General features: G+C 71.1%; 23 protein-coding genes and 1 pseudogene. 14 read left to right on the top strand and 10 right to left on the bottom strand.

Annotation, left to right across the window (positions count from 1 at the left end):
• Positions 1-77: 77 nt before the first annotated feature.
• The 3 genes and pseudogenes from A3Q40_RS20845 to arr all read right to left on the bottom strand — a co-directional run.
• Positions 78-218, bottom strand: a pseudogene (locus A3Q40_RS20845) (hypothetical protein); the annotation flags it as partial.
• Positions 206-691 carry a recombinase family protein gene (locus A3Q40_RS20840; protein ID WP_235606592.1) on the bottom strand — a complete coding sequence of 162 codons (486 nt, stop codon included), beginning with the start codon at positions 689-691 and terminating at the stop codon, positions 206-208. The gene A3Q40_RS20840 and the pseudogene A3Q40_RS20845, both read right to left, overlap by 13 nt.
• Before the next feature lie 147 nt (positions 692-838).
• Positions 839-1,240: an NAD(+)--rifampin ADP-ribosyltransferase gene (arr, locus tag A3Q40_RS11615; RefSeq protein ID WP_068102378.1), complete on the bottom strand. Its 402-nt coding sequence runs from the start codon at positions 1,238-1,240 to the stop codon at positions 839-841.
• A 45-nt stretch (positions 1,241-1,285) separates the two neighbouring features.
• Between arr and A3Q40_RS11610 the strand changes: the two genes are divergently transcribed.
• Positions 1,286-1,822, top strand: coding sequence for a putative immunity protein (locus A3Q40_RS11610; protein WP_068106038.1), 537 nt, complete (start codon positions 1,286-1,288; stop codon positions 1,820-1,822).
• Between the two features lies 1 nt (position 1,823).
• On the opposite strand, the gene A3Q40_RS11605 is transcribed toward A3Q40_RS11610, so the two are convergent.
• Positions 1,824-2,843 (bottom strand): LLM class flavin-dependent oxidoreductase, encoded by a 1,020-nt coding sequence (locus A3Q40_RS11605; protein WP_068102377.1) that lies wholly within the window; start codon positions 2,841-2,843, stop codon positions 1,824-1,826.
• Between the two features lie 52 nt (positions 2,844-2,895).
• On the opposite strand from A3Q40_RS11605, the gene A3Q40_RS11600 reads away from it, so the two are divergent.
• On the top strand, positions 2,896-3,468 hold the full coding sequence (locus A3Q40_RS11600; RefSeq protein WP_068102375.1) for a GNAT family N-acetyltransferase: 573 nt from the start codon (positions 2,896-2,898) through the stop codon (positions 3,466-3,468).
• A 10-nt stretch (positions 3,469-3,478) separates the two neighbouring features.
• Here the strand turns inward: A3Q40_RS11600 and A3Q40_RS11595 are convergent, their stop codons facing one another.
• The 3 genes from A3Q40_RS11595 to A3Q40_RS11585 form a co-directional block, all read right to left on the bottom strand.
• Positions 3,479-5,353: an HNH endonuclease signature motif containing protein gene (locus A3Q40_RS11595; RefSeq protein WP_162269846.1), complete on the bottom strand. Its 1,875-nt coding sequence runs from the start codon at positions 5,351-5,353 to the stop codon at positions 3,479-3,481.
• A gap of 298 nt (positions 5,354-5,651) precedes the next feature.
• Positions 5,652-6,590: an SDR family NAD(P)-dependent oxidoreductase gene (locus tag A3Q40_RS11590; protein WP_235606280.1), complete on the bottom strand. Its 939-nt coding sequence runs from the start codon at positions 6,588-6,590 to the stop codon at positions 5,652-5,654.
• A 29-nt stretch (positions 6,591-6,619) separates the two neighbouring features.
• Positions 6,620-6,847, bottom strand: a complete 228-nt coding sequence (locus A3Q40_RS11585) for an antitoxin (RefSeq protein WP_235606279.1) — start codon at positions 6,845-6,847, stop codon at positions 6,620-6,622.
• 20 nt (positions 6,848-6,867) lie between these two features.
• Between A3Q40_RS11585 and A3Q40_RS11580 the strand changes: the two genes are divergently transcribed.
• Entirely contained in the window at positions 6,868-8,805 is a 1,938-nt protein-coding gene (locus tag A3Q40_RS11580; protein WP_068102368.1) for an alpha-amylase family protein, read from the top strand.
• Here A3Q40_RS11580 and A3Q40_RS11575 read toward each other — a convergent pair.
• Positions 8,792-9,967, bottom strand: a complete 1,176-nt coding sequence (locus A3Q40_RS11575; RefSeq protein WP_069972939.1) for a lipase family protein — start codon at positions 9,965-9,967, stop codon at positions 8,792-8,794. The genes A3Q40_RS11580 and A3Q40_RS11575 overlap by 14 nt on opposite strands.
• An 88-nt stretch (positions 9,968-10,055) precedes the next feature.
• Between A3Q40_RS11575 and A3Q40_RS11570 the strand changes: the two genes are divergently transcribed.
• The 6 genes from A3Q40_RS11570 to A3Q40_RS11545 all read left to right on the top strand — a co-directional run bounded on the left by A3Q40_RS11570 (position 10,056) and on the right by A3Q40_RS11545 (position 15,019).
• Positions 10,056-11,309, top strand: a complete 1,254-nt coding sequence (locus A3Q40_RS11570; protein ID WP_068102366.1) for an acyl-CoA dehydrogenase family protein — start codon at positions 10,056-10,058, stop codon at positions 11,307-11,309.
• A gap of 19 nt (positions 11,310-11,328) precedes the next feature.
• Positions 11,329-11,643 (top strand): hypothetical protein, encoded by a 315-nt coding sequence (locus A3Q40_RS11565; RefSeq protein WP_068102363.1) that lies wholly within the window; start codon positions 11,329-11,331, stop codon positions 11,641-11,643.
• Positions 11,640-12,308: a class I SAM-dependent methyltransferase gene (locus tag A3Q40_RS11560; RefSeq protein ID WP_069972938.1), complete on the top strand. Its 669-nt coding sequence runs from the start codon at positions 11,640-11,642 to the stop codon at positions 12,306-12,308. Before A3Q40_RS11565 ends, A3Q40_RS11560 begins: the two co-directional genes overlap by 4 nt.
• 9 nt (positions 12,309-12,317) lie before the next feature.
• Positions 12,318-12,719, top strand: a complete 402-nt coding sequence (locus A3Q40_RS11555; protein ID WP_068102361.1) for a VOC family protein — start codon at positions 12,318-12,320, stop codon at positions 12,717-12,719.
• Positions 12,704-14,053 (top strand): WS/DGAT domain-containing protein, encoded by a 1,350-nt coding sequence (locus tag A3Q40_RS11550; protein ID WP_068102359.1) that lies wholly within the window; start codon positions 12,704-12,706, stop codon positions 14,051-14,053. The genes A3Q40_RS11555 and A3Q40_RS11550 overlap by 16 nt, the downstream gene beginning before the upstream one ends.
• Positions 14,054-14,185: 132 nt before the next feature.
• The gene (locus A3Q40_RS11545; protein WP_082834142.1) at positions 14,186-15,019 is read left to right on the top strand and encodes a DUF1906 domain-containing protein; all 834 of its coding nucleotides are present in this window, start codon (positions 14,186-14,188) and stop codon (positions 15,017-15,019) included.
• A gap of 147 nt (positions 15,020-15,166) precedes the next feature.
• Here the strand turns inward: A3Q40_RS11545 and A3Q40_RS11540 are convergent, their stop codons facing one another.
• Positions 15,167-15,874, bottom strand: a complete 708-nt coding sequence (locus A3Q40_RS11540; protein ID WP_068106029.1) for an Rv1157c family protein — start codon at positions 15,872-15,874, stop codon at positions 15,167-15,169.
• Between the two features lie 393 nt (positions 15,875-16,267).
• Here A3Q40_RS11540 and A3Q40_RS11535 point away from each other — a divergent pair, with 393 nt between their 5' ends.
• Positions 16,268-17,494 carry a mannosyltransferase gene (locus A3Q40_RS11535; protein ID WP_068102358.1) on the top strand — a complete coding sequence of 409 codons (1,227 nt, stop codon included), beginning with the start codon at positions 16,268-16,270 and terminating at the stop codon, positions 17,492-17,494.
• Here A3Q40_RS11535 and A3Q40_RS11530 read toward each other — a convergent pair.
• Positions 17,457-17,741 (bottom strand): 4a-hydroxytetrahydrobiopterin dehydratase, encoded by a 285-nt coding sequence (locus A3Q40_RS11530; RefSeq protein WP_068102356.1) that lies wholly within the window; start codon positions 17,739-17,741, stop codon positions 17,457-17,459. The genes A3Q40_RS11535 and A3Q40_RS11530 overlap by 38 nt on opposite strands.
• A gap of 6 nt (positions 17,742-17,747) precedes the next feature.
• On the opposite strand from A3Q40_RS11530, the gene A3Q40_RS11525 reads away from it, so the two are divergent.
• The 4 genes from A3Q40_RS11525 (at position 17,748) to mshB (ending at position 22,915) form a co-directional block, all read left to right on the top strand.
• Positions 17,748-18,161, top strand: coding sequence for a (deoxy)nucleoside triphosphate pyrophosphohydrolase (locus A3Q40_RS11525; RefSeq protein ID WP_068102354.1), 414 nt, complete (start codon positions 17,748-17,750; stop codon positions 18,159-18,161).
• 209 nt (positions 18,162-18,370) lie between these two features.
• Positions 18,371-20,278 carry a translational GTPase TypA gene (typA, locus tag A3Q40_RS11520; protein WP_068102352.1) on the top strand — a complete coding sequence of 636 codons (1,908 nt, stop codon included), beginning with the start codon at positions 18,371-18,373 and terminating at the stop codon, positions 20,276-20,278.
• 22 nt (positions 20,279-20,300) lie between these two features.
• The gene (locus A3Q40_RS11515; RefSeq protein ID WP_068106026.1) at positions 20,301-22,046 is read left to right on the top strand and encodes an ABC transporter family substrate-binding protein; all 1,746 of its coding nucleotides are present in this window, start codon (positions 20,301-20,303) and stop codon (positions 22,044-22,046) included.
• Positions 22,043-22,915 carry an N-acetyl-1-D-myo-inositol-2-amino-2-deoxy-alpha-D-glucopyranoside deacetylase gene (mshB, locus tag A3Q40_RS11510; RefSeq protein ID WP_068102350.1) on the top strand — a complete coding sequence of 291 codons (873 nt, stop codon included), beginning with the start codon at positions 22,043-22,045 and terminating at the stop codon, positions 22,913-22,915. Before A3Q40_RS11515 ends, mshB begins: the two co-directional genes overlap by 4 nt.
• Positions 22,916-22,928 lie beyond the last annotated feature (13 nt).

Raw genomic sequence — 22,928 nt, 5'->3', positions numbered from 1 at the left:
CCCCGCACCCCGTCGAGCACCTGACCGTTGTAGAACACGCGCCCGGCGTAGCGGGGGTTGGTCAAGATGTCGCGGACGCTGCTCGGGTTCCACCGTGCGGCGGGCTCGGGCTGGCCTTTGTCTCTGGCGCGCAGGACAGCTCGCGTCGGCGCGGCCTCGTCGGTGAGGGTGCGGGCGATATTCTTGAGCGATTCGCCGCTGTAAATCAACGCGAACACTCGTCGGACGATCTCGGCCTCGATGGGCACGGTCTCACCCCTTGGGGTGTAGCCGGTGAGTCTGACGCCGAGCGGAGGCCGACCGTTATGCGCCTCTGGAACGCGGCGTCGCGTTGGCGTGCGCTCTTGCGCTCAACCTCGCCCCGTGCGGACGCCGTCCGCACACGGACGAACGTGCGCCCGGCGTCGGTCCTCAGGTCGGCCTCGCCGTTCGCAGTGACGAGGGCGAGGCCGTGGTCGACGGCGGCGTCGAGCCAGTCCTCCATCTGTCGCGGCTGGCGGGTGAGGCGGTCAATGTCGTTACAGACGAGAGCGTCGAACTGCCCCTCGGCGTAAGCGGTGACGAGGGCGTCGCACCCGGGGCGGACCTTGCGGGCGTCGGAGGCGCTGATCGAGCTGTCGACGAACTCGCCGACCAGGGTCCACCCGCGCCGCTCGACGATCTCTCGGCACAGGTCCCGTTGCCCGTCGATGGCCAGCCGCCCGCCGGTCGCGTCGAGCGATATTCGCAGGTAGAGCGCCGCCCGGCAAGACGGCGCAGGGGATTCAGTGGAACGGCGGCGCGAGTGGTCGACATACCAACATTGGTGGAGTTCCGCTTCAACGTGTGACGGGCAAGGTCAGTTGATGATCTCGGCGAGCTCGTCTCGCATGACGGCGATGCGGTCGCGCCACCGCCGCAACGCTTCCGGGGCGAGACGCGGCCAGTCGTGGATCTCCTCGACGACGCGCAGCGGGTCCCGGCTGCGGTAGGAGCGCGTCGGGTTGCCGGGGAACTTCTTGTCGGTGACGTTGGGATCGTTCTCCCACTCGCCCGTCGGCTCGACCCGGTAGACGTGGGGGTCGCCGTCGCCCGCGGCCAATTCGGCGGCCAGGCCGGCGCCGCCGATCAGGGCCGTGAAGTAGATGTGGTTCATGACGACGTCGGGCCGATAGTTCGACCGGCGACCGGCGGTGAGCAGATCGCCGGGACTCAGATGGGCCTTGGTGCCGTGGTAGAACGGGCCGTCGTCGAGCGCCATCGTGACAGGGTACGACGGGTGGGTGCCGCGTGGGACGATCGCGGGATGCCGTCACCGCAAACGCTGTCCGACGACGATCGACGCGTCCTGGCGCGGTGGGCTGCGGACTGCGCGGGTCGAGCGGTCGACCTGTTCGTCGCCGACGACGACTCGGTGGGGGTGGTGCGGAATGCTCTCGACCGCACGCGCGCCTACGCCCGGGGCGAGAGCACCGCGGCCCTCGAGATCGCTCGGCGGATGGAGCCGGTGACGGCGGCACGATCCGCGACGACGCCCGCCGGTGCGGCCGCTGCGCGGGCCGTCGCCCAGGCGTCGGCGGTGGCGCACATGGGCGCTCACGCGTTGGGGGCCGCCGGATACGCGGCCAAGGCGGTGGCCCTGGCGCGTCCCGACGACCCCCACGCGGTCTCGCAGGAGACGCGGTGGCAACTCGACCGGCTGAAGGACGACGAACGCCGTGCCCTGGCGCGGCTGCCCGCCCTCGGAACGAGCACGTCCGGTCCCCTGGGAGCGGGTCTGCTCACCCGGGGTGTCCCGGGCGACGTGATCCGGGCGATTCAGCGGGACGTCGGAACGGCCTGACTCACCGCCAGCCGAGCTCCGGGGCCACGTGCGTCAGGATCGACTCCAGCAGGTGGGCGTTGTAGTCGACTCCGAGCTGGTTGGGGACGGTGAGCAGCAGCGTGTCGGCGGCGGCGATCGCCTCGTCCTGGGCGAGCTGCTCGATCAGCCGATCCGGTGTGCCGGCGTAGGTCTTGCCGAAGCGAGCCTTTCCGCCGTCGAGATAGCCCACCTGATCGCCACTGCCACCTTCGCGGCCGAAGTACATACGGTCGGTCTCGTCGACGATCGGAAAGATGCTGCGGCTGACGGACACTCGCGGCTCGAACGGGTGACCGGCGTCGGACCACGCCTTGCGGAACCGCTCGATCTGCTCGGCCTGCAGCTCGTGGAACGGCACACCCGTGTCCTCGCTCAACAGCGTCGAACTCATGAGGTTCATGCCTTGCTGGGCGGTCCACTCGGCGGTCGCCCGCGTCCCGGCTCCCCACCAGATGCGCTGGCGCAGTCCCTCGGAGTGCGGTTCGAGACGCAACAGGCCGGGCGGGTTGGGGAACATGGGCGACGGGTTCGGCTGGGCGAAGCCCTTGCCCTCCAACAGGTCCAGGAAGATGCGGGTGTGATCACGGGCCATGTCGCCGTGATCCTTGCCCTCCGCGGGGGCATACCCGAAGTAGCGGTAGCCCTCGATGACCTGCTCGGGCGATCCCCGGCTGACGCCGAGTTGCAGGCGGCCACCCGCGATGAGGTCCGCCGACCCCGCGTCCTCGACCATGTAGAACGGGTTCTCGTACCTCATGTCGATGACGCCGGTGCCGATCTCGATCCGGCTGGTCTTGGCACCCACGGCGGCCAGCAACGGGAACGGTGACGCGAGTTGGTTCGCGAAGTGGTGCACCCGGTAGTAGGCGCCGTCCGCACCGAGTTCTTCGGCCGCGACGGCAAGGTCGATCGACTGATGCAGGACGTCGGCCGCGCTTCGAGTCTGCGAATGCGGCGAGTCGGACCAATGACCGAACGAGAGGAACCCGATCTTCTTCATGGAAGCTTCAACCTCGTTGCCGAACGAACTATTCCTGTCGGACACTGGATTCGTGAGTTCCACCGAATTTGCCCTTCGCCCGCTCCCGGTCGCTGCCCTCGACGACGCCGCGGCGCTGCTCGCGACCGCGTTCGAGAACTACCCGTGGACTCGGTGGGCCGTTCCCGCGCAGGACCATACGGTCCGACTGACTCGACTGCAGTGTCTTTACCTCCAGTATGCGCGTGAGCACGGCATCGTCCTGGCCGACGCGGACGTCACCGGTGTGGTGGCGCTGCTCCCGCCTGATCCGCCGGAGCCGCCGACGAGCATGCAGCAGGACGTGGTGGCCCTGCACGGTGATCGGTGGGAGGCGGTCGCCGGGGCGGTGACGCCGCCGCCTCCGACCGGGTCGTGGACCCTGGAAACTCTGGGCGTGGACCCGCGCTGTCGCGGACGCGGCCTCGGTGCCTCCTTGGTGCGCGCAGCCCTCGACGCCGTACCGGCCGATATTCCTGTCGCGCTAGAAACCTCGGACCCGCGCAACGTCCGCCTGTACGAGCGGTGCGGTTTCGGTCTCACCGCGACGACACACATTCCCGACGGCCCGACGGTCGTCTCCATGGTGCATCCCGCCGCGACCTGAACGCCCGAGGTCAGAACGGGGGTGGGGTGTTGTCGGGTGGGATGACCCTGCGGAATCGGTTGCGATTCCGTTCCTGTCGTCGGCGGGCGTGTTTCTGCTCGGTGCGTGGGGCGGGTCGTCGGCGTTCGGTGAGGCCCGGCGTTGCTCGTCGCGGCGTTGGCGTGTCGGGTGGGTCGCCGAAGACGATGGCGTCGAGTCCGGGGTGGACGTCGTGTCCGGTGAACGCCGGTCCGAGGACGGTGCGCCCGTCGGGGATGGCGATGGTCCGGATCAATCGGCTCGGGTCGGTGGGGTCGGGGTACTGATCGTCCACGAAATCGGCGAACGTCTTCAGTAGGTGGTGGAAGCGGCATTTGGCGCCGAGTCCGGTCGCGCTGGTACGCCCGCCCTTCTCGGGGTGGGTGTGGTCGTATTCGGTGATGTGGTCGAGGTCCCCGTCCCGGGCGGGTCTGTTGCAGCCGGGCCAGGTGCAGAACAGATCTCGGGCACGCACGTAGGCGTCGAGCGCTGCGGAGGGGCGGTAGGGGTTCGAGGGTTGTGTCGCGGGGAGTGGGGTGTCGGTGCCGTCGCCGAGGGGTCGGATGACGGTGTGGGGGTCGGCGGCGAGGTCGCGGACGTGGGCGCCGGAGATGATGCCGATGCCGGGGAGGAACCCGACGCCGTCGACGAAGTCCAGGCCCACGGGCTCCTCGCACCCCCTCGTGTGGTCCACCGCAGCGTCACTGGCGGCCGCATCACGGTCCGCAGAGACGTCGACGCGATCCGGTGACACCGACGGTGCCGCAGCCGTTTCCGACGCAACGGGCTCAGTAGCAACGGTTCCCTGTGCAACGGTCTCCGGCGCAACAGTTTCTGCTGCAGCAGGCTCCGACGCAACGGGTTCCGCCGCGGACGGTTCGGTCGTCACCGACGCGGAGGTGTCCACGGCCAGATCCGGTCGGGGGAGGTGCTGCGGTGACCGGCACACCCGCTCGTTCTCGGGGGCGGGGACGGGGCCGGTGAGAGTGGTGGTGTCGGTGACGAGGTGGATCAAGATCCGCGGAGAATTCGCCGCGAACTTCTCCACATCGACGCTCTTGTAGCGGCAGTCGGTGATGGGGCGGTCACAGTTGCAGCCGAATCCGGTTTGAGTGATCAACGCGTAATGCGCATCGGAGGCCCGCGCGGCCTTGGAGCGGGTGTCCTTCGGGCACACCTGCGCAGCCAACCTCGTCACGGACGCGTGGAGCGCGACGATGTCCTCCGCCGGCCGGGTGTCCGTCGCCGTCGCCAAACCGTCACGGCCGATCTCGACGGTGAACTCCCGATTCCGCTTCGCCTTCTCCCGCCGGGCGCGGACGGCATCGGGATCACGGCGGTCGACCATCGTGTCCACCATCGCCTCCATCCGCGCCGGCGACCACGACCCCGCTCTGCGGAGAGCACGGGCGATGTCGGCGTCCACCAACGCCGCGTAGCACTGTCCTTCGACGAGTTCGGTGCGGGAGACGATGGTGCGGATGTGATGCGGGGTGACCACCCCGTCCCGCAAACATTCCGCCACGAGAGGGAGCCGGTCGCGGAGGGCGACGGCGTCGGTGAGCAGGGTGCGGGCAGCCCCCTGCGTGATCGACATGGTGGTGGCGATGGTGGCGGCGCAGCGGGTGAACGCATCGAGCTCACGCCGGTCCTCGTCTTCGAACGGTTCCACCAGTTCGGCGTGCATGGCGGCGGCGAGCTGGTATTCGAACCACTTCAGGTACGCGACGCCGGCGGCGGCGTGGACCAGCGCGTCCAGTGCCTGCGGGGAGGGGAGGTCGGTGGTAGCGGGCAGACCGAGGGCGGTGTGGTCGAGCGCCGCCCACGGCACCGCCGTGTTCTGCGTCCCCACCTGCATCCCGACCATGTTGTCGACCCCCCAGTCGCTCGTATGTTCGAGTGTACCGCCACCCACCGACACAGTCCATGACATGCACGCACGAACCCGTGTCGATCACGCGAACGCCATGTCAATCTCGACCCGCGGAGCGCGAGGAGGTCGCCGTGGAGTCGTCCGCATCACCGCCAACCTGACCGTCGCCGACATCCCGTCGGCGGCCCCCCTTCTATCGCGACGTCCTCGGCCTGAGCGAGGTGGAGTTCGACCTCGGCTGGGGCACCCGACGGCACCGTGGTGAACATCGTCCGCCGCGCACGGTGACCGATCAGCCGATTCCCGTCGCCGCCGTCACGTCGCGCCAGAGAGCGGCGCGCACCTCGGGATCGTCGCGTCGCCACGGGGGATAGTGGGTCGGGCGCGGGGCTCGGTCGTGCCAGAAGCCGCCCGTCGTCGCCAACGGTGTGTCGGAGGCGGTGAGCCAGACGATGGTGTCCGCGCCCTCGTCGGCCGAGCGCAGAAGAGGTCGCATCACCGTGTCGAACAGCGGTAGCGAATCGGTCACGCCGGGAGTGGCCGCCCAGCCGGGGTGCATGCTGTGGACCACCGGATCGTCGGGTCCGTCGAAGCGGTCGCCGAGCAGCCCGGCCATCACCACCTGCATGCGCTTGGTGCGGGCATAGGCCGTCGTGCCGGAGTATCGGCCGGTCCGGTACTCGAAATCCGCGTTGGTGAGCGGCACCGCGTACATCCCGCCGCTCGAGACGAACACGACCCGCGAGCCGGCGTCGAACAGTGGCCGCACGGCGTAGGTGAGCAGGGTCGGGCCCAGGACGTGCGTTGCGTAGGCGCTTTCGTGCCCCTGCGCCGTCTCGATCCGTGACGGCGGCATCACTCCCGCGCAGTGCACCAGGGCATGCAGCGACGTCACCTGGGTCGCGAGCTCCGTCCCGAGGGCGGCGACGGCGTCCAGATCACTGACGTCGCAGACATGCGTCTCGACGGCGGAACCCGGCACCGTGTGCCGAATCTCCGACGCCGACGCGTCGAGGCGACGTTCCGTGCGCCCCACCAGATGCACCCGCGCGCCGAGCTCGGCCAACCGTCGAGCGGTCGCGGCACCCAGCCCGGATCCGCCTCCGGTGACCACCACGTCGACCGTCGCCGGGAAGGGCGCTGCGTCCGCGGCCCAGAATCGACGCCGCACCCAGGAGCCGACACGGCTGTACCCCGGCACGATCGCCAGGTCGAGCGCGGTGTCCAGCACGCCCCCGATGCGTCCCCCCAGCGGAACCACTAGGCCGGCGGGGCGTCGCGACGCTCGGAGTTCTTCTCCCCGATGGCGTCCTTGGCGCGGTCGATGCCCTGGTCGATCTGCGAGTCGTGGCCCGCGAACTTCTTCTTCGCCGCGTCGCCGAGCTTGTCCAGGCCCTTCTCGACCTTGTCCTCGTTGGCGTCGAGCTTGCGTTTGATCTCTCCGAAGTTGACCATGCGTCGCAGTACCCCTACGGCCTCGACGGTCAAACCAGTGACAGAATCCGCGCATGCCGCGCAGCGCCGTTCCGGATGCGATCACCGACCTCGTCGACGCCGCTCTGGCCGATCTGCCGCAACATCGTCGCGACGCGTTCGCGCTGCGACTCGAGCGGTGGTGGCCGGACCTGCACGACGCCGTCGCGGCCGTCTACCCGTCGCCCGACGACGTCGCGGCTCGGCTGGTGACGACGGCGGCCGCGGGGTTCGCGGCCCGGCCCGCCGAGCTGCACGCCCTGGACGACCGTCGCTTGCTGAATCCCGACTGGTTCCGCCGCCCCGACATGGTCGGCTACGCGTGCTACGCCGACCGCTACGGCGGAACGCTGGCGGGGGTGGGGGAGCGCCTCGATCACCTCACCGACCTGGGCGTGACCTACCTGCACCTCATGCCGCTTCTGGACCCGCGCCCCGGTGACAACGACGGTGGGTACGCCGTTCGGAACTACCGGGCCGTCCGCGAGGACCTCGGCACGATCGACGACCTGCGCGACCTTGCCACGGACCTCCGGTCCCGCGGCATCTCTCTCGTCGTCGACCTGGTCCTCAACCATGTTGCGCGCGAACACGAGTGGGCCGAACGCGCCCGCACCGGCGAGGCCGCGTACCGCGACTACTTCCTGATCCACCCCGATCGCGAGACGCCCGACGCCTACGAGCGCACCCTGCCCGAGGTCTTCCCGGACTTCGCGCCCGGCAACTTCACGTTCGACGACGACGTGAACGGCTGGGTCTGGACGACGTTCAACGCGTGGCAGTGGGACCTGAACTGGGCGAATCCCGCCGTGCTGGTGGAGTTCGCCGAGATCGTGATGTATCTGGCCAATCTCGGCGTCGAGGTGCTCCGACTCGATGCCATCGCCTTTCTGTGGAAGCGCCTCGGCACCGACTGCCAGAACCAGCCGGAGGTGCACGCGATCACGCAGGCACTGCGCGCCACGGCTCGAATGGCCGCGCCCGCAGTGCTGTTCAAGGCCGAGGCCATCGTGGGACCCCGCGAGCTGCTGCCCTACCTCGGGCAGGGCCGGCACACGGGCCGGGTATCGGACGTCGCGTATCACAACAGCCTGATGGTGCAGATCTGGTCGATGCTGGCGTCGGGCTCCACCCGACTGGCCGAACACGCACTCGGCGCCCTGCCGCCCACGCCGTCCAGCGGGACGTGGGTGACCTACGTCCGGTGTCACGACGACATCGGGTGGGCCATCGACGACGGCGACGCCGCCGCGGTGGGCCTGAGCGGAGACGGCCATCGTCGGTTCCTGTCGGACTGGTACACGGGCGATTTCCCGGGCTCTCCGGCGGAAGGTCTGGTCTTCCAACACAATCCGGACACCGGTGACCGGCGCATCAGCGGCACGACGGCGGCGCTCACCGGACTCGGGCCGTCGCGTCGCGATCCCGACGGCGCGTTCGCCCGGCTGTTCCTCGCCCACGCGCTGACCGCCGTGTGGGGCGGCATCCCGGTGATCTGGAGCGGGGACGAGATCGCGTCCCCGGGTGACCCCGCGTGGGCCGACGACCCCGCGCACGCCGCCGACAACAGATGGGTGCATCGACCGGCCGTCACCGACGCCGATCGTGCCGCGTGCCGCGAGCCGGGATCGGACGCCCAGCGGGCGTACGACGGTCTCGCTCACATCATGCGAACCCGCGCCGGCCTGCCCATGCTGCACGCCGAGGCGCCGGTGGACCTCGTTCCCGGTCTCGACGACGGCGTGCTCGGCGTCCTGCGTCGTCACCCCAGTGGAACCCTGCTCGGCCTGGTCAACGTGACCGGCGAGCACCGCCCGGTGCCGTACGACGTCATCACCCGCCACGTCGCCGATCCGCGAGAGGTGTTGTCTCACCACGTCATCGGACCCGACGATGCCGGTCTGTCCTGGATGCCGCCCTACGCCGCGTGGTGGATCACCGAGTCGCAGACTCGATTGTTCACCGAGTCGTGAATCGCGCGGCCACCCACCGCGTCACGAACGGCAGGGCGGACACCGACCCCACGAAGTGATCGCCGACGACGCGGCGGACTTCGACGTCCGCACCCTGCGCGCGCCAGTCGTCGGCCAGGGTCCGCACGCCGTGTTCGGGAATCCAGCGGTCCCGCCCGCCGTGGTAGAACGCGAACGGTACGGTCGGCGCGGCGGCTCCGGGAGTGTTGGCGTCGATCACCGCGCGCGCGACGGGGGAGTCGAAGACGTTCGGATCGTGCGCGAGTGCCTCCAGGGGCAGCCGCGCCAGTCCGCCGAGAGCGAGCGGAACCACGGACAGGTTCTTGATGCGCGTGGCGAGATAGAGCCCGAGGGGCCCGAACTCGCGGGCCAGCGCCTCGTGTTCGCGGGCCAGACCGATCACCGCGGCGCCGAACAGTCCCGACGCGATGGTGCCGTTCATGGTCTCGCGCAACAGCCCGACGTTCGTCGGCGTGCCGCCGGCGATCGCCCCGATCAGCGGCACCTCCGGTGCGTAGTGCGGCTGCAGCTGCGCGGCCCACACCGTGGCGATGGCGCCGCCGCTGTAGCCGTACATGACGGCGGGACTGTCGCGGTACGTCTCGTCGAGGCTCGGCAGGCCGCGCAGCCCGTCGAGCACGGCGTGCCCGGCCATGGTGCCCTCCGCGTAGGCCATCCGCGGGCCCTCGTGGTCGACGATCAGCACGGCGTACCCGCGTTGCAGCCACAGCGGAACCACCGCCGGAAAGTCCTGGCCGAGCCCGTGCACCAGGCGGTACGACGGCGTCGCGGCCAGCCCCAGCGAGTCGATCGCGACGTTGTGGACCAGGACCGGACGTGGCCCCGGCCCCCGCCATGGGCGTCGCGGTTCCATGAGCGAGGCGGTGACCGTGACCGGGCGGCCCTGCGCGTCGCGCGATGCGACGGCGAACTGACGCAGGCGAGTGCGCGGCCTGGGTACGAGGCCGGTGATCTCGCGGCTGCGCAGCACGGTGCCGGGCGGGACGTCGGAGGAGGGCGTGTCGGCTGGGGCCGGGTCCACGAAGAACGGGTCGGACGTGATCGGGGTGGGGAGCAGCGCCGCATGCGGATCGGCGAGCACCTCGGCGGGCACCCGATCGGCCAGGCCCAGCCGGGTCAGCACGTCGACGATCGAGGACATGCACGGACCGTAGAGCCCGCGGCGGCGGAAAGAATCGGCTCGAGCACAATGCTGTGACGGGCCACGGCGGGACGGCATCGTTCCCGCCGTGACCGACAGCAGAACAGCCACCCGCCCGTCCGATGCCGAGTTCGCCGCCCGGTTCCGGCCCGTGTTCGAGCGCATCGCGGCCGGTGCTCTCGATCGCGAGCGCGACCGCCGCCTGGCGCACGACGAGATCGCCCTGCTCCGTGAGGCGGGGTTCGGCGCGCTGCGCGTCCCCGTGGAGTTCGGCGGCCTCGGGGCCTCGGTGGAGCAGCTCTTCGCGCTCCTGATCGACCTTGCCGCTGCCGAATCGAACCTGCCACAGGCGCTGCGCGTGCACTGGAGCTTCGTCGAGGACCAGCTCGCGGCCGACCCGAGCCCGGAGCGCGAGAGGTGGCTGCGGGCCGTGGCCGGCGGCACCCTCGTCGGCAACGCCATCACCGAACCGGGTGTGGGCGCCGTGGACCGGTACCGCACTACGGTGACCCGCGCCGACGACGGCACCCTGCGCTTGACCGGCGAGAAGTTCTACAGCACCGGGAGCCTGTACTCCGACCACATCCTCGTCGCGGCGGACCTGGACGGGGAGCGAGTGTCGGTCCTGGTCGACACGGACGCACCGGGCGTCACCCAGCGCGACGACTGGGACGGCTTCGGTCAGCGCCTCACCGTCAGCGGCACCACGGTCTTCACGGACGTCGAGGTGCCGGCGGATCGCCTTCTCGGGCCGGGCTACGGCGGCCCCGGCCGCACCTACGCGACGGCGTACCTGCAGTTGGTGCAGCTCGCGGTGCTCGCCGGGATCGCGCGTCGCGCCGCGGACGACGTGATCGACTGGGTTCGCGGGCGCACGCGCAGCTACACCCATGCCGCGGCGGACCTGCCGCGGCACGACCCGGTGGTGCAGCAGTTGATCGGCCGACTGGAGGCGGCGGCGTGGTCGTCCCGCGCCCTGGTGCTCGCCGCGGCGGCCGACGTCGCGCGGGCGGTCGAGGCCGGCGGGGCCGAAGACGGGGCCGAGGCACTCGACCGCGCCGAACTGTCCACGGCGCACGCGCAGAACACCGTCGTCGATCTGGTGCTGACCGCGACGACGCAGCTGTTCGAGGTGGGTGGGGCCTCGATCGTCTCCGAGCGCACGGGATTCGATCGGCACTGGCGCAACGCCCGCACCATCTCGGTGCACAACCCGGTGCTCTACAAGGCCCGCTCGGTGGGCGCGCACGTCCTCAACGGCGAGGATCTGCCCTACGCCTGGTCGGCCGGCGCCAAGTCGGCCGGAGCCGAGTCGTCCGCCGGGACCGCCGCGGGGGCCTGACGCGGGTTACCGTGGCGGGGTGACGGACGACGCGCGCGGCGAGCAGCTTTCGGACCCCGTTCCGTACACCACGGGGGAGCGGGTGTTCGGGCCGCCCGGCGGGACGTTCGATCCCGACTGGGCGGCCACCGCCTTGCGTTCGCATCGGCCGGACCTGACCCACGCCGAATCGGTGCGACTGATCGGCCGGGCCTGGGACCTGCTGCGCGAGAAGGGATTGCGCGACGCCGCCCTGGCCGACGCCGTGGCGGCCCTGACACCGGACGACCGACCGCTCGCCGACGTCGTCGCGGCGGTCGCCACCGAGACCGCACGCTTCTACCTCGACCGATGAGCGCGCCGACGCGGTGGCATCTCGAACGCTCCGCGGCCGACTCGCACGCGTACGTCGAGCGGTTCCGCGAACTCGAACGATCCGGCGCCGACCTGCACGGTGAGGCTCGCATGGTCGACGCGGCCGTCGCCCGCGGGTCGCGCATTCTCGACGCGGGGTGCGGCACCGGGCGGCTCGCCGCCGAACTCGCGCGTCGCGGTCACCGCGTGACCGGGGTCGACCTCGACCCCGTTCTGGTGGCCGAGGCGCGGACGCGCGCCGGGATCGACGTCGTGCTGGGGGACCTGCTCACCGTTCCCGTCGATCCGGCGTCGTTCGACGCCGTCGTCGCCGCGGGCAACGTGCTGGTCTTCCTCGCCCCCGGCACGGAGGCGACGGTCCTGCGTCGGTGGTACGACGCCCTCCGGCCGGGTGGCCGGATGATCGCGGGCTTCGCCACCGATCGCGCCTACTCGCCGGACGATGCGCAGCGCGACCTCGCGGCGGTGGGGTTCGTCGCCGTGCAACGCTTCTCGACGTGGTCGCTCGATCCGTGGCGGCCGGAGTCCGACTGGATCGTGCTCGACGCGCGACGGCCCGGGGGAGACGTCGCCGAGGGCGATGCGGATGTTCGGACCGAGTCCGAACGACCGCGCGTCGCGGCGGATCCGCCGCCGCGTCCCTAGACTCCGGACATGACTGCCGACTCCCCGTCCGCGTCCGGTTCCCCGGCGTCCCGTCCGACGATCGAGATGGACTACACGGTCCTCGACTGCCCGGACCCGCAGGCCCTCGCGCGGTTCTACACGGCCCTGCTGGGGTGGCCGTCCGAGCGGGACGACCCCGACTGGTCGGTGGTCCGCGGACCCGGAGGCCAGGGGCTGGCCTTCCAGAAGTCCGACGAGTTCGTCCCCCTCTACTGGCCTCGCGAGGGCATTCGCATCCACCTCGACCTGATCGTGGACGACATGGACGGGGCCTCCGAGTACGCCGTCGGAATCGGCGCGCGCACGGTGGACGACGACGCCGACCATCCCGGCTTTCGCGTCTTCCAGGACCCGGTGGGGCACCTGTTCTGCCTGTGCCGCCGCGACTGACCGGAGCGCGCCTCACCGCGGTCGACGCGCGGATGTTCTGGCTGTCCCGACGGCTGGCCAGTGATCAGTTCCTGCTCTTCGCGTTCGACGGGGCGGTCGACGGTCCGTCGGTGGTGCGCGCGCTGCTCGCGCGGGCCGAGACGGTGGCGGACCTCTGCGTGCGGGTGCGGGAGACGCCGGCCGCGCTCGACTACCCGTACTGGGTTCCGCGGTCCCCGACCCCCGATCTCGTGCGGGTCGACGACACCCCGGACTGGCAGGGGTGTCTCGATCGCGTCGCGGCGTCGACCGCCGACCAGGTGGACGCCACCGTCTCGCCGTGGCGCCTGCACCTGTTTCCCGCGGTCACGGGCGTGCCCGGCGCGTCGGGCGTCGCCTCCGTGGCCGTGCTGCAGGTGGCGCACGCGCTGGCCGACGGCGCGCGAGCGTCCGCGACGGCGCGGGCACTGTTCGCCGTCGACCCGCCGACCCCCGCGCAGCCACCGGCGGCACCGACCGGCGCGATCGCCGCCGCGCTCGGCGTGCTCGAATTCCCCGCGCGGGTGGCGCGGACGGCCCGACGGGCGCGCGACGCCGCCGCGGCCGACCGAGACCGACGCGAGGCGACCGCGTCGGGTCGGCTCCCGGCGCCCCCGGTCGGCCGCACTCCGACTGTGCTGTCCCGCCCCGCGTCCGGCGACCTCGCGCTGCGCTGCCTGGTCCTGCCGAGGACCGCTCTGTCCGGTGGGCCCGTCGCTGTCACCGTCGCGGCGCTCACCGCGATCTCGGTGGCGCTCGCCGACCACCTCGAGGCCGTGGGCGCGGAGGTGCCCGACGACCTCGGCGCCGAGGTCACCATCAGTATTCCGCCCGCGTCTCGAACGACGGTTGCTCGCAACGCATTTCACGTCGCGGGGGTCGATCTGCACCCGGGCGTCGAGGACCTCTCCCGACGCGCGGAGGCGATCGCCGACTCGCTGCGCGACCGACGTCGGCGGCTCGACCACCCGGCGTTCGGGGTGGGGGACCGGGCGACGGAGGCGGTCCCGGCCGCCGTGATCCGCGCGGACGTCGCGCGGGCCGATCTCGAGGCGGTCCCGACCACGGTGGGCGGGCACACCGTCGTGTCGAGCGTGTACCGCGGTGCGTCCGATCTGATGCTCGGCGGTCACCCGGTCCTGATGACGGCGGGTTTCCCCGCCTTGTCTCCGACGGTCGGTCTGACGCACGGCATCCACGGGATCGGGGACACCGTGACGCTCTCGGTGACGACGAGCGCGGGAGTCGTCGACCCCGACGCCTACGCGACACGCCTGCGACACGCCGTGGAGCGTGTCGTCGAGTGTCTGCAGTGACTGGCGAGCCTCGAGGTGTGTGTGGTGCAATTGCGGCTCGGCGCCACTGGAGTGACCGAAACCGAGAAAGCTAGCAGTCCGTCGTCGTCCGTCCGGGGAGGCGCGCCGGGCGAGTCGTGAAGGCAGGTGCTCGTGCACGTATCCCGTCGACAGCTCTTCCGCTACGCGGCCGTCGGTGGTGTCGCCGTCGGCCTCGGAGCGACAGGACGGTCCGTCGCCGCGGCGGACCCCGGTCTCGGCACCATCGTCGACTACGCAGCCGGCGTTCCGTCCGCCGCGGCCATCGCCGCCGCGGGACACGTGGGAGCGATCCGGTACGTCTCCGACCGCCGCCCCGGCGCCGAGTGGATGACCGGCAAGCCGATGACCGCCGCCGAGGCGAGTGCCCTCACGGGCGAGGGTCTGCAGGTGGTGTCCTGCTACCAGTTCGGCAAGGGGGCCACCGCCGACTGGCGCGGCGGGTACGACGCCGGAGTGACGCACGCGACGCGTGGACTCGAATTGCACATGGCTGCAGGCGGACCCGCGAACCGGCCGATCTACGCCGCGATCGACGACAACCCCACGGCCGCGGAGTTCGCCTCGATGATCGGGCCCTACCTGCTCGGCTGGCACTCCGTCGTCGGCCGGGAGAACACCGGGGTGTACGCCAACGCCCCCACCATCACCCTCGCCGCCGCGGCCGGACTCGGATCCTGGTACTGGCAGCACAACTGGGGCACCCCGAAGGGATTCGTGCACCCGGCCGCCCACCTGCACCAGATCGAGATCGACAAGCGCCGCATCGAGGGCGTCGGCATCGACGTCAACACGGTGCTGAAGGCGGACTACGGACAGTGGTCGCTCGCGGCCGACGTGGTCACGCCCGAACCGGACACCTCGGTTCCCACGACGCCGGTCGGCGACCCCGCCGCGCGACCGGATCTTGCATCCACCCTGATTCGCACCCTGGAGGCATTCTCATGACGTTCATCGACGTGCTCTACGCCATCGCCGGCGCGCTCTACACGCAGTTCTCGGCGTACTTCGGTTCCTGACCCCCGACACGAGAAGACCGGTGGCCGTACTCGGCCACCGGTCTTCTCGTCGGTCCGGGTTCTGCGGACAGGGGCGTCAGTTCACGACGAAGGCGCCGACCGTGGGCAGGAAGCTGCACGTGATCCCGGCGTCGGTGGAGATGGAGCCCGAGATCGCCGCGAGGACGCGGCCACGCCCGGTGTCCGCGATCGCCGACAGCGTGGCGGGCCCGTCGGGGTTGATGTTCGCGGCCCCGGTGAGCACGGTCGCGCCGGTCCTCCCGGTGTCGACGTTGACCCACTGGGCGGTCAGCGGCGCGGCCTGGCGATCCGCGAGCGGCGCCGTGCCGAGGGCCGTGAACACGAAGCCCGCCGTGCCCGCGGCGGGTCCGGGCGGGGGCAGCTCGGCCGGGCCGGGTACCGCCAGTGCGGCGCCCACGGAATCGGCCGTGGGGGAGATGCACCCGCGTCCGACCGTCGGGTAGAGGAACTGGGCGATGACGGGTCCGTCCTGCGGGATCTCCGGACCACCGCCGCGGCTGCCGTCCAGGAACGTGATGATCGAGGTCAGGATCCGCTTGGCGTCCGGCGAGAGCGGCGCGGTGTCGAGCAGTTGCTTCGCGCGGGCGAGCAGCTCGTTCTGGGGATTCGCGGCATCGACGGCAGCGGCGTCCAGCAGGGACGGAGCGAGGGCGGCGAGCGCCTCGTAGCCGGGGACGACCTGCGGGTCGCTCGGAATCGGCAGCGCCGGCTGCGCGGCGGCGACGCCGGGGGCGGCCACGGCGCAGGCGGCGGCGACAGCCATGCCGGCCACCATGCTGCGCGTGCGTCGACGGGCCCGTCGGCGTGTCGAATCCGTTGTCTGCATGGTGTTCCCGCTTCCTCGTCTGCCGGCTCGAACGACTGCCCACGACCCCCTCCGCCCGTCGTGGACGGGCAGGCGACGTCACTCTAATGACACCGTTCGACGGTTGTACAGCGTGTGCTCGGGCGCTCGGACCGTGTCGTTGCGCGGGTACCCGACGCTAGCCTGTTATAAGAGCGACGGATGGGGCTTGAGCGAACAGTGATGCGATTGTGACTGCTGGGACCCGTGACGCGCGACAGTGCGTCGGACGTGACCTTCGGGGCGGGTCACCGCACCGACTACCCTCGCGCACGGTCCTGTCCCTCTTCTCGATCGTGAGAACCCCCTGCCGTGAGTGCTCCGAACCCCGCCCCGCGGCTCCCCGTGCTTCTTCGCGCGGCCCCCGCCCTGCTGGTGGTGACGGTGCTGCTGCGCGTGCTGTGGACGGTGGCCACCCCCAACGGCAGCAACTGGGTGGATCTGCACGTCTACGTGGACGGGTCGGCGTCGGCCTTCGACGGATCGCTCTACGACTTCACCTACTCGGAGGAGACCCCGGACTTTCCGCTTCCGTTCACCTACCCGCCGTTCGCGGCCCTCGTCTTCTACCCGTTGCACTTCCTGCCGTTCCCGCTCGTCGGCGCGCTCTGGATGATCGCGACCGGCCTCGCGCTGTACGCCGTCGTTCGCATCGCCCTGGGCCTCGTGGGTGGCGACCGGGCGAACACGGTGGAGTGGCGTCGGGCCGCGTTGCTGTGGACCGCCGTCGGACTGTGGACCGAATCGCTGCGGACCACCCTGGACTACGGCCAGGTGAACGTCTTCCTCGTTCTCCTGGCGATGCTCGCGGCGCGCAGCGCCCGCTGGTGGGTGTCGGGCGCGCTGGTGGGGCTCGCCGCCGGGGTGAAGCTGACCCCGGCGATCACGGGTCTGTACTTCCTCGCGCGGCGGCGCTGGGGTGCGGCGGCGTTCTCGGCGGTGACCTTCGTCGGCACCGTCGGGGTCAGCTTCCTGCTCATGGGGTCCGCGGCCACCGAGTACTTCACCACCCTGCTCGGCGACGCCGATCGCATCGGACCGGTGGGATCGGTGTGGAACCAGTCGCTCCGCGGCGCCCTCTCCCGCCTGGTCGGCCACGACGTCGGTCAGGGGCCGATCTGGCTCGTCGCCGTGGCGATCCTGCTCCTCGCCGCGCTGGCGGCGTGGCGCGCGCTCGGACCGGACGATCGGCTGGGCACGCTGGTGATCGTGTCCTTCGTGGGGCTCGCGGTGTCCCCGATCTCGTGGTCCCACCACTGGGTGTGGATCGTGCCGATGCTGATCTGGCTCGTGCACGGGCCGCTGCGCCACGCGCGGGGAGTGCGTGTGCTGGTCGGGTACTGGCTCGTGGTCACCCTCGTCGGCGTGCCGTGGGTGCTGAGCTTCCTGCAGCCGTCCATCTGGGAGATCGACCGTCCGCTGATCCTCGCGGTGGCGGGCGCCGCGTACGCGGTGGGCACCCTCGGACTGTTCGGGGTGGTGGCCGCGCACGGCCGCTCGGTCAGGAAATCAGCGAGTCGATCGTCCGCGCGAGCGTGACGTCCTTGTCGGTGATGCCGCCGGCGGAGTGTGTGGAGAGTCGGAACGTGATCGCCGTCCACCGGATGTCGATGTCCGGGTGATGATCGGCGGACTCGGCCGCGTCGGCCACCCGGCGCACCAGGTCGATGCCGGCGAGGAAGGACGCGCAGGTGACGGTGCGGGTGATCGCGTCCCCGTCCCGCGACCAGCCGGGGAGATCGGAGAGCACGCGGCGGACGTCGTCGTCGGTGAGCAGTTCGGCCATACTGCGATGGTGCCACCGCCGCCCGCCGCCGCGACCGTCGTCGCCGGAGCGGTGATCGAGAACGGGTGCGTTCTGCTCGCCCAGCGCGCCACGCCGCCGGAGCTGGCCGGCCGGTGGGAACTGCCCGGCGGCAAGATCGAACCGGGGGAGACGCCGCAGGACGCGCTGGTCCGCGAACTGCGGGAGGAACTCGGGATCGACGTCACGGTCGGCGACCCGGTGGGGGTCGACGTGCCGCTGCCGTCGGGTCACGTCCTGCGGGCCTACGCCGTGCGGCGGGTCGCGGGGACGCCGTACGCGCTCGATCACGACGCGGTGCGGTGGGTCGGTGCGGGCGACCTGCACGAGGTGGACTGGGTGCCCGCCGACCGTGAGTGGATCGCCGATCTGGTGGTGTTGCTGAGTGATGGGTCTGCGTGAGCGTCCAGGTCGGAGGGGACCGGAGACCGCGTGAGCGTCCAGGTCGGAGGGGACCGGAGACCGCGTGAGCGCAGTCACCCGGTCCGACCGAGTAAACTTTTTCGAGTCGCACGTCTCGTTCGCGACGCAGCGCGTGCTCCGGGAGAGGTAGTCGCCTGCTCTTCACCCGCCGTACGCGCCCCGTACTCGAACACGATGGAGATTCCCGCGTGACCAGCCCCACCACCCCCACGTCGTTCCGCAACGTCGCGATCGTCGCCCACGTCGACCACGGCAAGACGACGCTCGTCGACGCGATGCTTCGCCAGTCGGGCGCGTTCGCTGCCCGCGCGGAACTGGTCGACCGCGTCATGGACTCGGGTGACCTGGAGAAGGAGAAGGGCATCACGATCCTGGCCAAGAACACGGCGGTGCACCGGCACCACGCCGACGGTTCGGTCACGGTCATCAACGTCATCGACACGCCGGGTCACGCGGACTTCGGCGGCGAGGTCGAGCGCGGCCTGTCGATGGTGGACGGCGTGGTGCTGCTCGTGGACGCCTCCGAGGGTCCGCTGCCGCAGACGCGCTTCGTGCTGCGCAAGGCGCTCGCCGCGTCGCTGCCGGTGATCCTCGTGGTCAACAAGACGGACCGTCCCGACGCGCGGATCGAGGAGGTCGTCTCCGAGAGCCACGATCTGCTGCTCGACCTGGCGTCGGATCTCGACGACGAGGCGTCGGAGGCCGCGGAGCTCGCGCTCGACCTGCCGGTGCTGTACGCGTCGGGTCGTGAGGGCAAGGCGTCCACGAAGCAGCCCGAGAACGGTCAGGCTCCGGACGCGGAGAATCTCGACGAGCTGTTCGACGTGCTGTTGAACTACGTGCCGGCGCCGAAGGGCAGCAGCGACGCGCCGCTGCAGGCGCACGTCACCAACCTCGACGCCTCGGCCTTCCTCGGCCGTCTGGCTCTCGTCCGCGTGCACAACGGCGAGCTGCGCAAGGGTCAGAACGTCGCGTGGATGAACGAGGACGGCGTGAAGACCGTCAAGATCACCGAGCTGCTCAAGACGGTCGGCGTCGAGCGCAGTCCCGGTGAGGTGGCCGTGGCCGGCGACATCGTCGCGGTGGCCGGCATCCCGGAGATCATGATCGGCGACACGCTGGCGGATCCGGAGAATCCCGTTGCGCTGCACCGCATCACGGTGGACGAGCCGGCGATCTCGGTGACCATCGGCACCAACACCAGCCCGCTCGTCGGTCGCGTGCAGGGCCACAAGCTGACCGCCCGCATGGTCAAGGCCCGCCTCGACCAGGAGCTGGTGGGCAACGTCTCGCTGCGCGTTCTCGACATCGGCCGCCCCGACGCCTGGGAGGTGCAGGGTCGTGGTGAGCTCGCGCTCGCGATCCTGGTGGAGCAGATGCGACGCGAGGGCTTCGAGCTCACCGTCGGCAAGCCCCAAGTGGTGACCAAGCAGGTCGACGGCAAGACGCACGAGCCCTACGAGGAGCTGACCATCGACTGCCCCGAGGAGCACCTCGGCGGCATCACCCAGCTGCTGGCCGCCCGCAAGGGCAAGATGGTCCAGATGACCAACCACGGCGCGGGGTGGGTCCGTATGGAGTTCATCGTGCCGTCGCGCGGCCTGATCGGCTTCCGCACCGACTTCCTCACCGAGACCCGCGGCACCGGCATCGCCAACGCCGTCTTCCACGGGTACGCCCCGTGGGCCGGCGAGATCCGTGCGCGGCACACCGGGTCGCTGGTGTCCGATCGCCAGGGCAGCGTGACGCCGTTCGCGATGATCCAGCTGGCCGACCGCGGCACGTTCTTCGTCGAGCCGGGCGCGGACACCTACGAGGGCATGGTGGTGGGCATCAACCCGCGCCAGGAGGACCTCGACATCAACGTCACGCGCGAGAAGAAGCTGACCAACATGCGTCAGTCCTCGGCGGACGTCATGGAGACGCTGGCCAAGCCGAAGAAGCTCGACCTCGAGATGGCCATGGAGTTCTGCGCCGCCGACGAGTGCGTCGAGGTCACCCCGGAAGTGGTGCGGGTGCGCAAGCTGCACCTGGACTCCAACGAGCGTGCGCGCGAGCGGTCGCGGGCGAAGTCGCGCGACAAGGCTGCTCTCTGACGTGGTCGGCGCGCGTGCGGCGATGCCCGCGGTCCGGGTGCTGGCGGTCACCGCCGCTCTCCTGACCGCGTGCACCGCCGACCCGCCGCCGGCCATCCAGAGCACCGAGACGGCGACGACCACGCCCCCGGCCGCACCGACCGCCACCGGCAACCCGGTGGTGGTCGCCATCGACGACGTCGGAACGGGATTCAACCCGCACCTGACGGCCGATCAGTCCCCGGCGACGACGGCCGTGTCGACGCTGGTGTTTCCGAGCGCGTTCCGCCCGGTGCGCTCGGTCGACGGTGCGCGCACGGAGTGGGTGCCGGACACGTCGCTCCTGGTCTCCGCGGACGTCACCTCCGAGGCGCCGTTCACCGTCACCTATCGGCTGCGGACCGAATCGCAGTGGTCGGACGGCGCGCCCATCGCGGCCGAGGACTTCCGGTACCTGTGGCAACAGATGATCGATGCGCCCGGGGTCGTCGACCCCGCGGGCTACGCCGCGATCGAGGACGTCCAATCCGGTGACGGTGGCAAAACGGTGTCGGTGGTGTTCTCGCGTCCGTATCCCGCGTGGCGCGAACTGTTCACCAACCTGGTTCCGTCCCACCTGTTGAAGGACCTGCCCGGTGGGTTCGAACGGGGACTGCGCGACAACGTGTCCGTCTCGGGTGGTCACTTCCGGATCGACACCGTCGACCGGGGCCGCGACGAGATTCTGCTCGAGCGCAACGATCGGTTCTGGGGATCGCCCGCGACGCCGGACCAAATTCTGTTGCGCCGCGGCGGAACCGATGCGCAGGTGGCGGATTCCCTGCGGTCCGGTGACGCCCAACTCGCCGAGGTACGCGGTGGGCCGTCGCTCACGGCGCAACTGGACGCCATCCCGAACGTGCGGACGGACACTCGATTCCGGTCGCGCACACTGGAACTCACGCTCAACGGTCGGGTGCCGGCACTGGCCGATCCGGCGGTGCGGCAGTCCGTCATGGGTCTGCTCGACGTCGACCTGCTCTCGACGGTGGCCTCGGGCGCCACTGCGGGGGTCTCGGCCGCCCGGGCGCAGATCGTCTCCCCGTCCCAGCCGGGGTACGCGCCGACCCGTCCCGCGCCGCTGCCGCGCGAGGAGGCCGTCGCCGGTCTCGTCGCGGCGGGATTCACCCCGGTTCCGTTGCCGCCCGCCCTGGCCCCGACGTCGGGGGCGAGCACCACGACCGAGACCGAGCCGCCGCTCGTCTCGGGCGCGCAGCCGCTGAGCCTCACGCTGGGCGCGCCGCAGAACGACGCCATCGCGGTCGCAGTGGCCAACACTGCCGCGGATCAACTGCGCGACGCGGGAGTCGACGCCCGGGTGACGCCGCTCGACCCGGAGGAGCTCTACGGCACCGCGCTCGCGACGGGCGCCGTGGACGCGGTGGTGGGGTGGTCGCGAGCCGGCGGTGACCCGGCCACGGCGCTGGCCTCGCGGTTCGGCTGCGCCGCTGTGCCGCCCGTGGAGGTGACCGGTCCGGACGCCGAGGACGCCGCCGTCGTCGGCCCGCTGTCCGGTGTCTGCGATCCCGCGTTGGGCCCGGCGATCGCGGCGACCGAGACAGCGGCCGATCCGGTCGCCGCGGTGATGGCCCTACAGCCGGGCCTGTGGGCACTGCACACCGTGCTGCCGATCGTCCAGGACTCGTCCGTGGTCGCCGTGGGGCCCGGAGTGAGCGGCGCCGCGTTGACCGGTCCGATCGAGGTGGGCATCTTCGGTGACGCCGACCGCTGGGCGAGAGAGGTTCCGTGACCCGCCGACTGCTCCTGATCCACGCCCATCCCGACGACGAATCCATCACCACCGGCGGCACGATCGCCCGGGCAAGTCGGGACGGCGTGGACGTCACCGTGCTCACCTGCTCGCTGGGCGAGGAGGGCGAGGTGATCGGTGACCGCTGGGCGGGTCTGACCGCGGATCGCGCGGATCAGTTGGGTGGCTACCGCATTCACGAGTTGACCGTGGCGCTCGCGGCGCTTGGGGCGCGGCCGCCGCGCTTCCTGGGCGGTGCGGGACGGTGGCGCGACTCGGGCATGGCGGGAACCCCGGCGGCGCTGCACCCTCGGGCCTTCGTCCGGGCGGACGTCGACGAGGCGCTCTCCGCCATGGTCGGTGTCATCCGGGATATTCGGCCGCAGGTCGTGGTCTTCTACGACCCGGAGGGGGGCTACGGCCATCCCGACCACCAGCAGGTGCACCGCCTCGCCGGGGCGGCCCTGGACCGCGCCGCCGACCCGTCGTCGTCCGATCGGGGCGAGCCGTGGTCGGTGGCCAAGGCCTACTGGACGGTCACCGGGGCCTCGCAACTCTCGGACGGACTGGCCGCCCTCGGCCCCCTGCCGGACACCTGGCGGATGCCCGAACCCGGTGAGCTGCCGAGTGTTCCGGACGGTGAGGTGACGACGAGCATCGACGTCCGGGACGTCCTGGACGCCAAGCGGGCGTCCCTGCGCGCCCACGCGACGCAGGTCACCGTCTCCGACGCGGGAACCGCCTACGCACTGTCGAACGACATCGCCCAGCCGGTGCTGCCCGACGAGCAGTACGTGCTGGTGCGCGGCACCCTCGGCGAGGTCGACGCGTCCGGCCGTGAGACGGACCTCTTCGCGGGAGTGTCGTGAACCCCGTCGTCGA

It is taken from the genome of Rhodococcus sp. PBTS 1 (assembly GCF_001620025.1).
GTDB classification, from domain to species: Bacteria; Actinomycetota; Actinomycetes; order Mycobacteriales; family Mycobacteriaceae; genus Rhodococcoides; species Rhodococcoides kroppenstedtii.
This window is presented reverse-complemented; position numbering and strand designations above follow the sequence as displayed.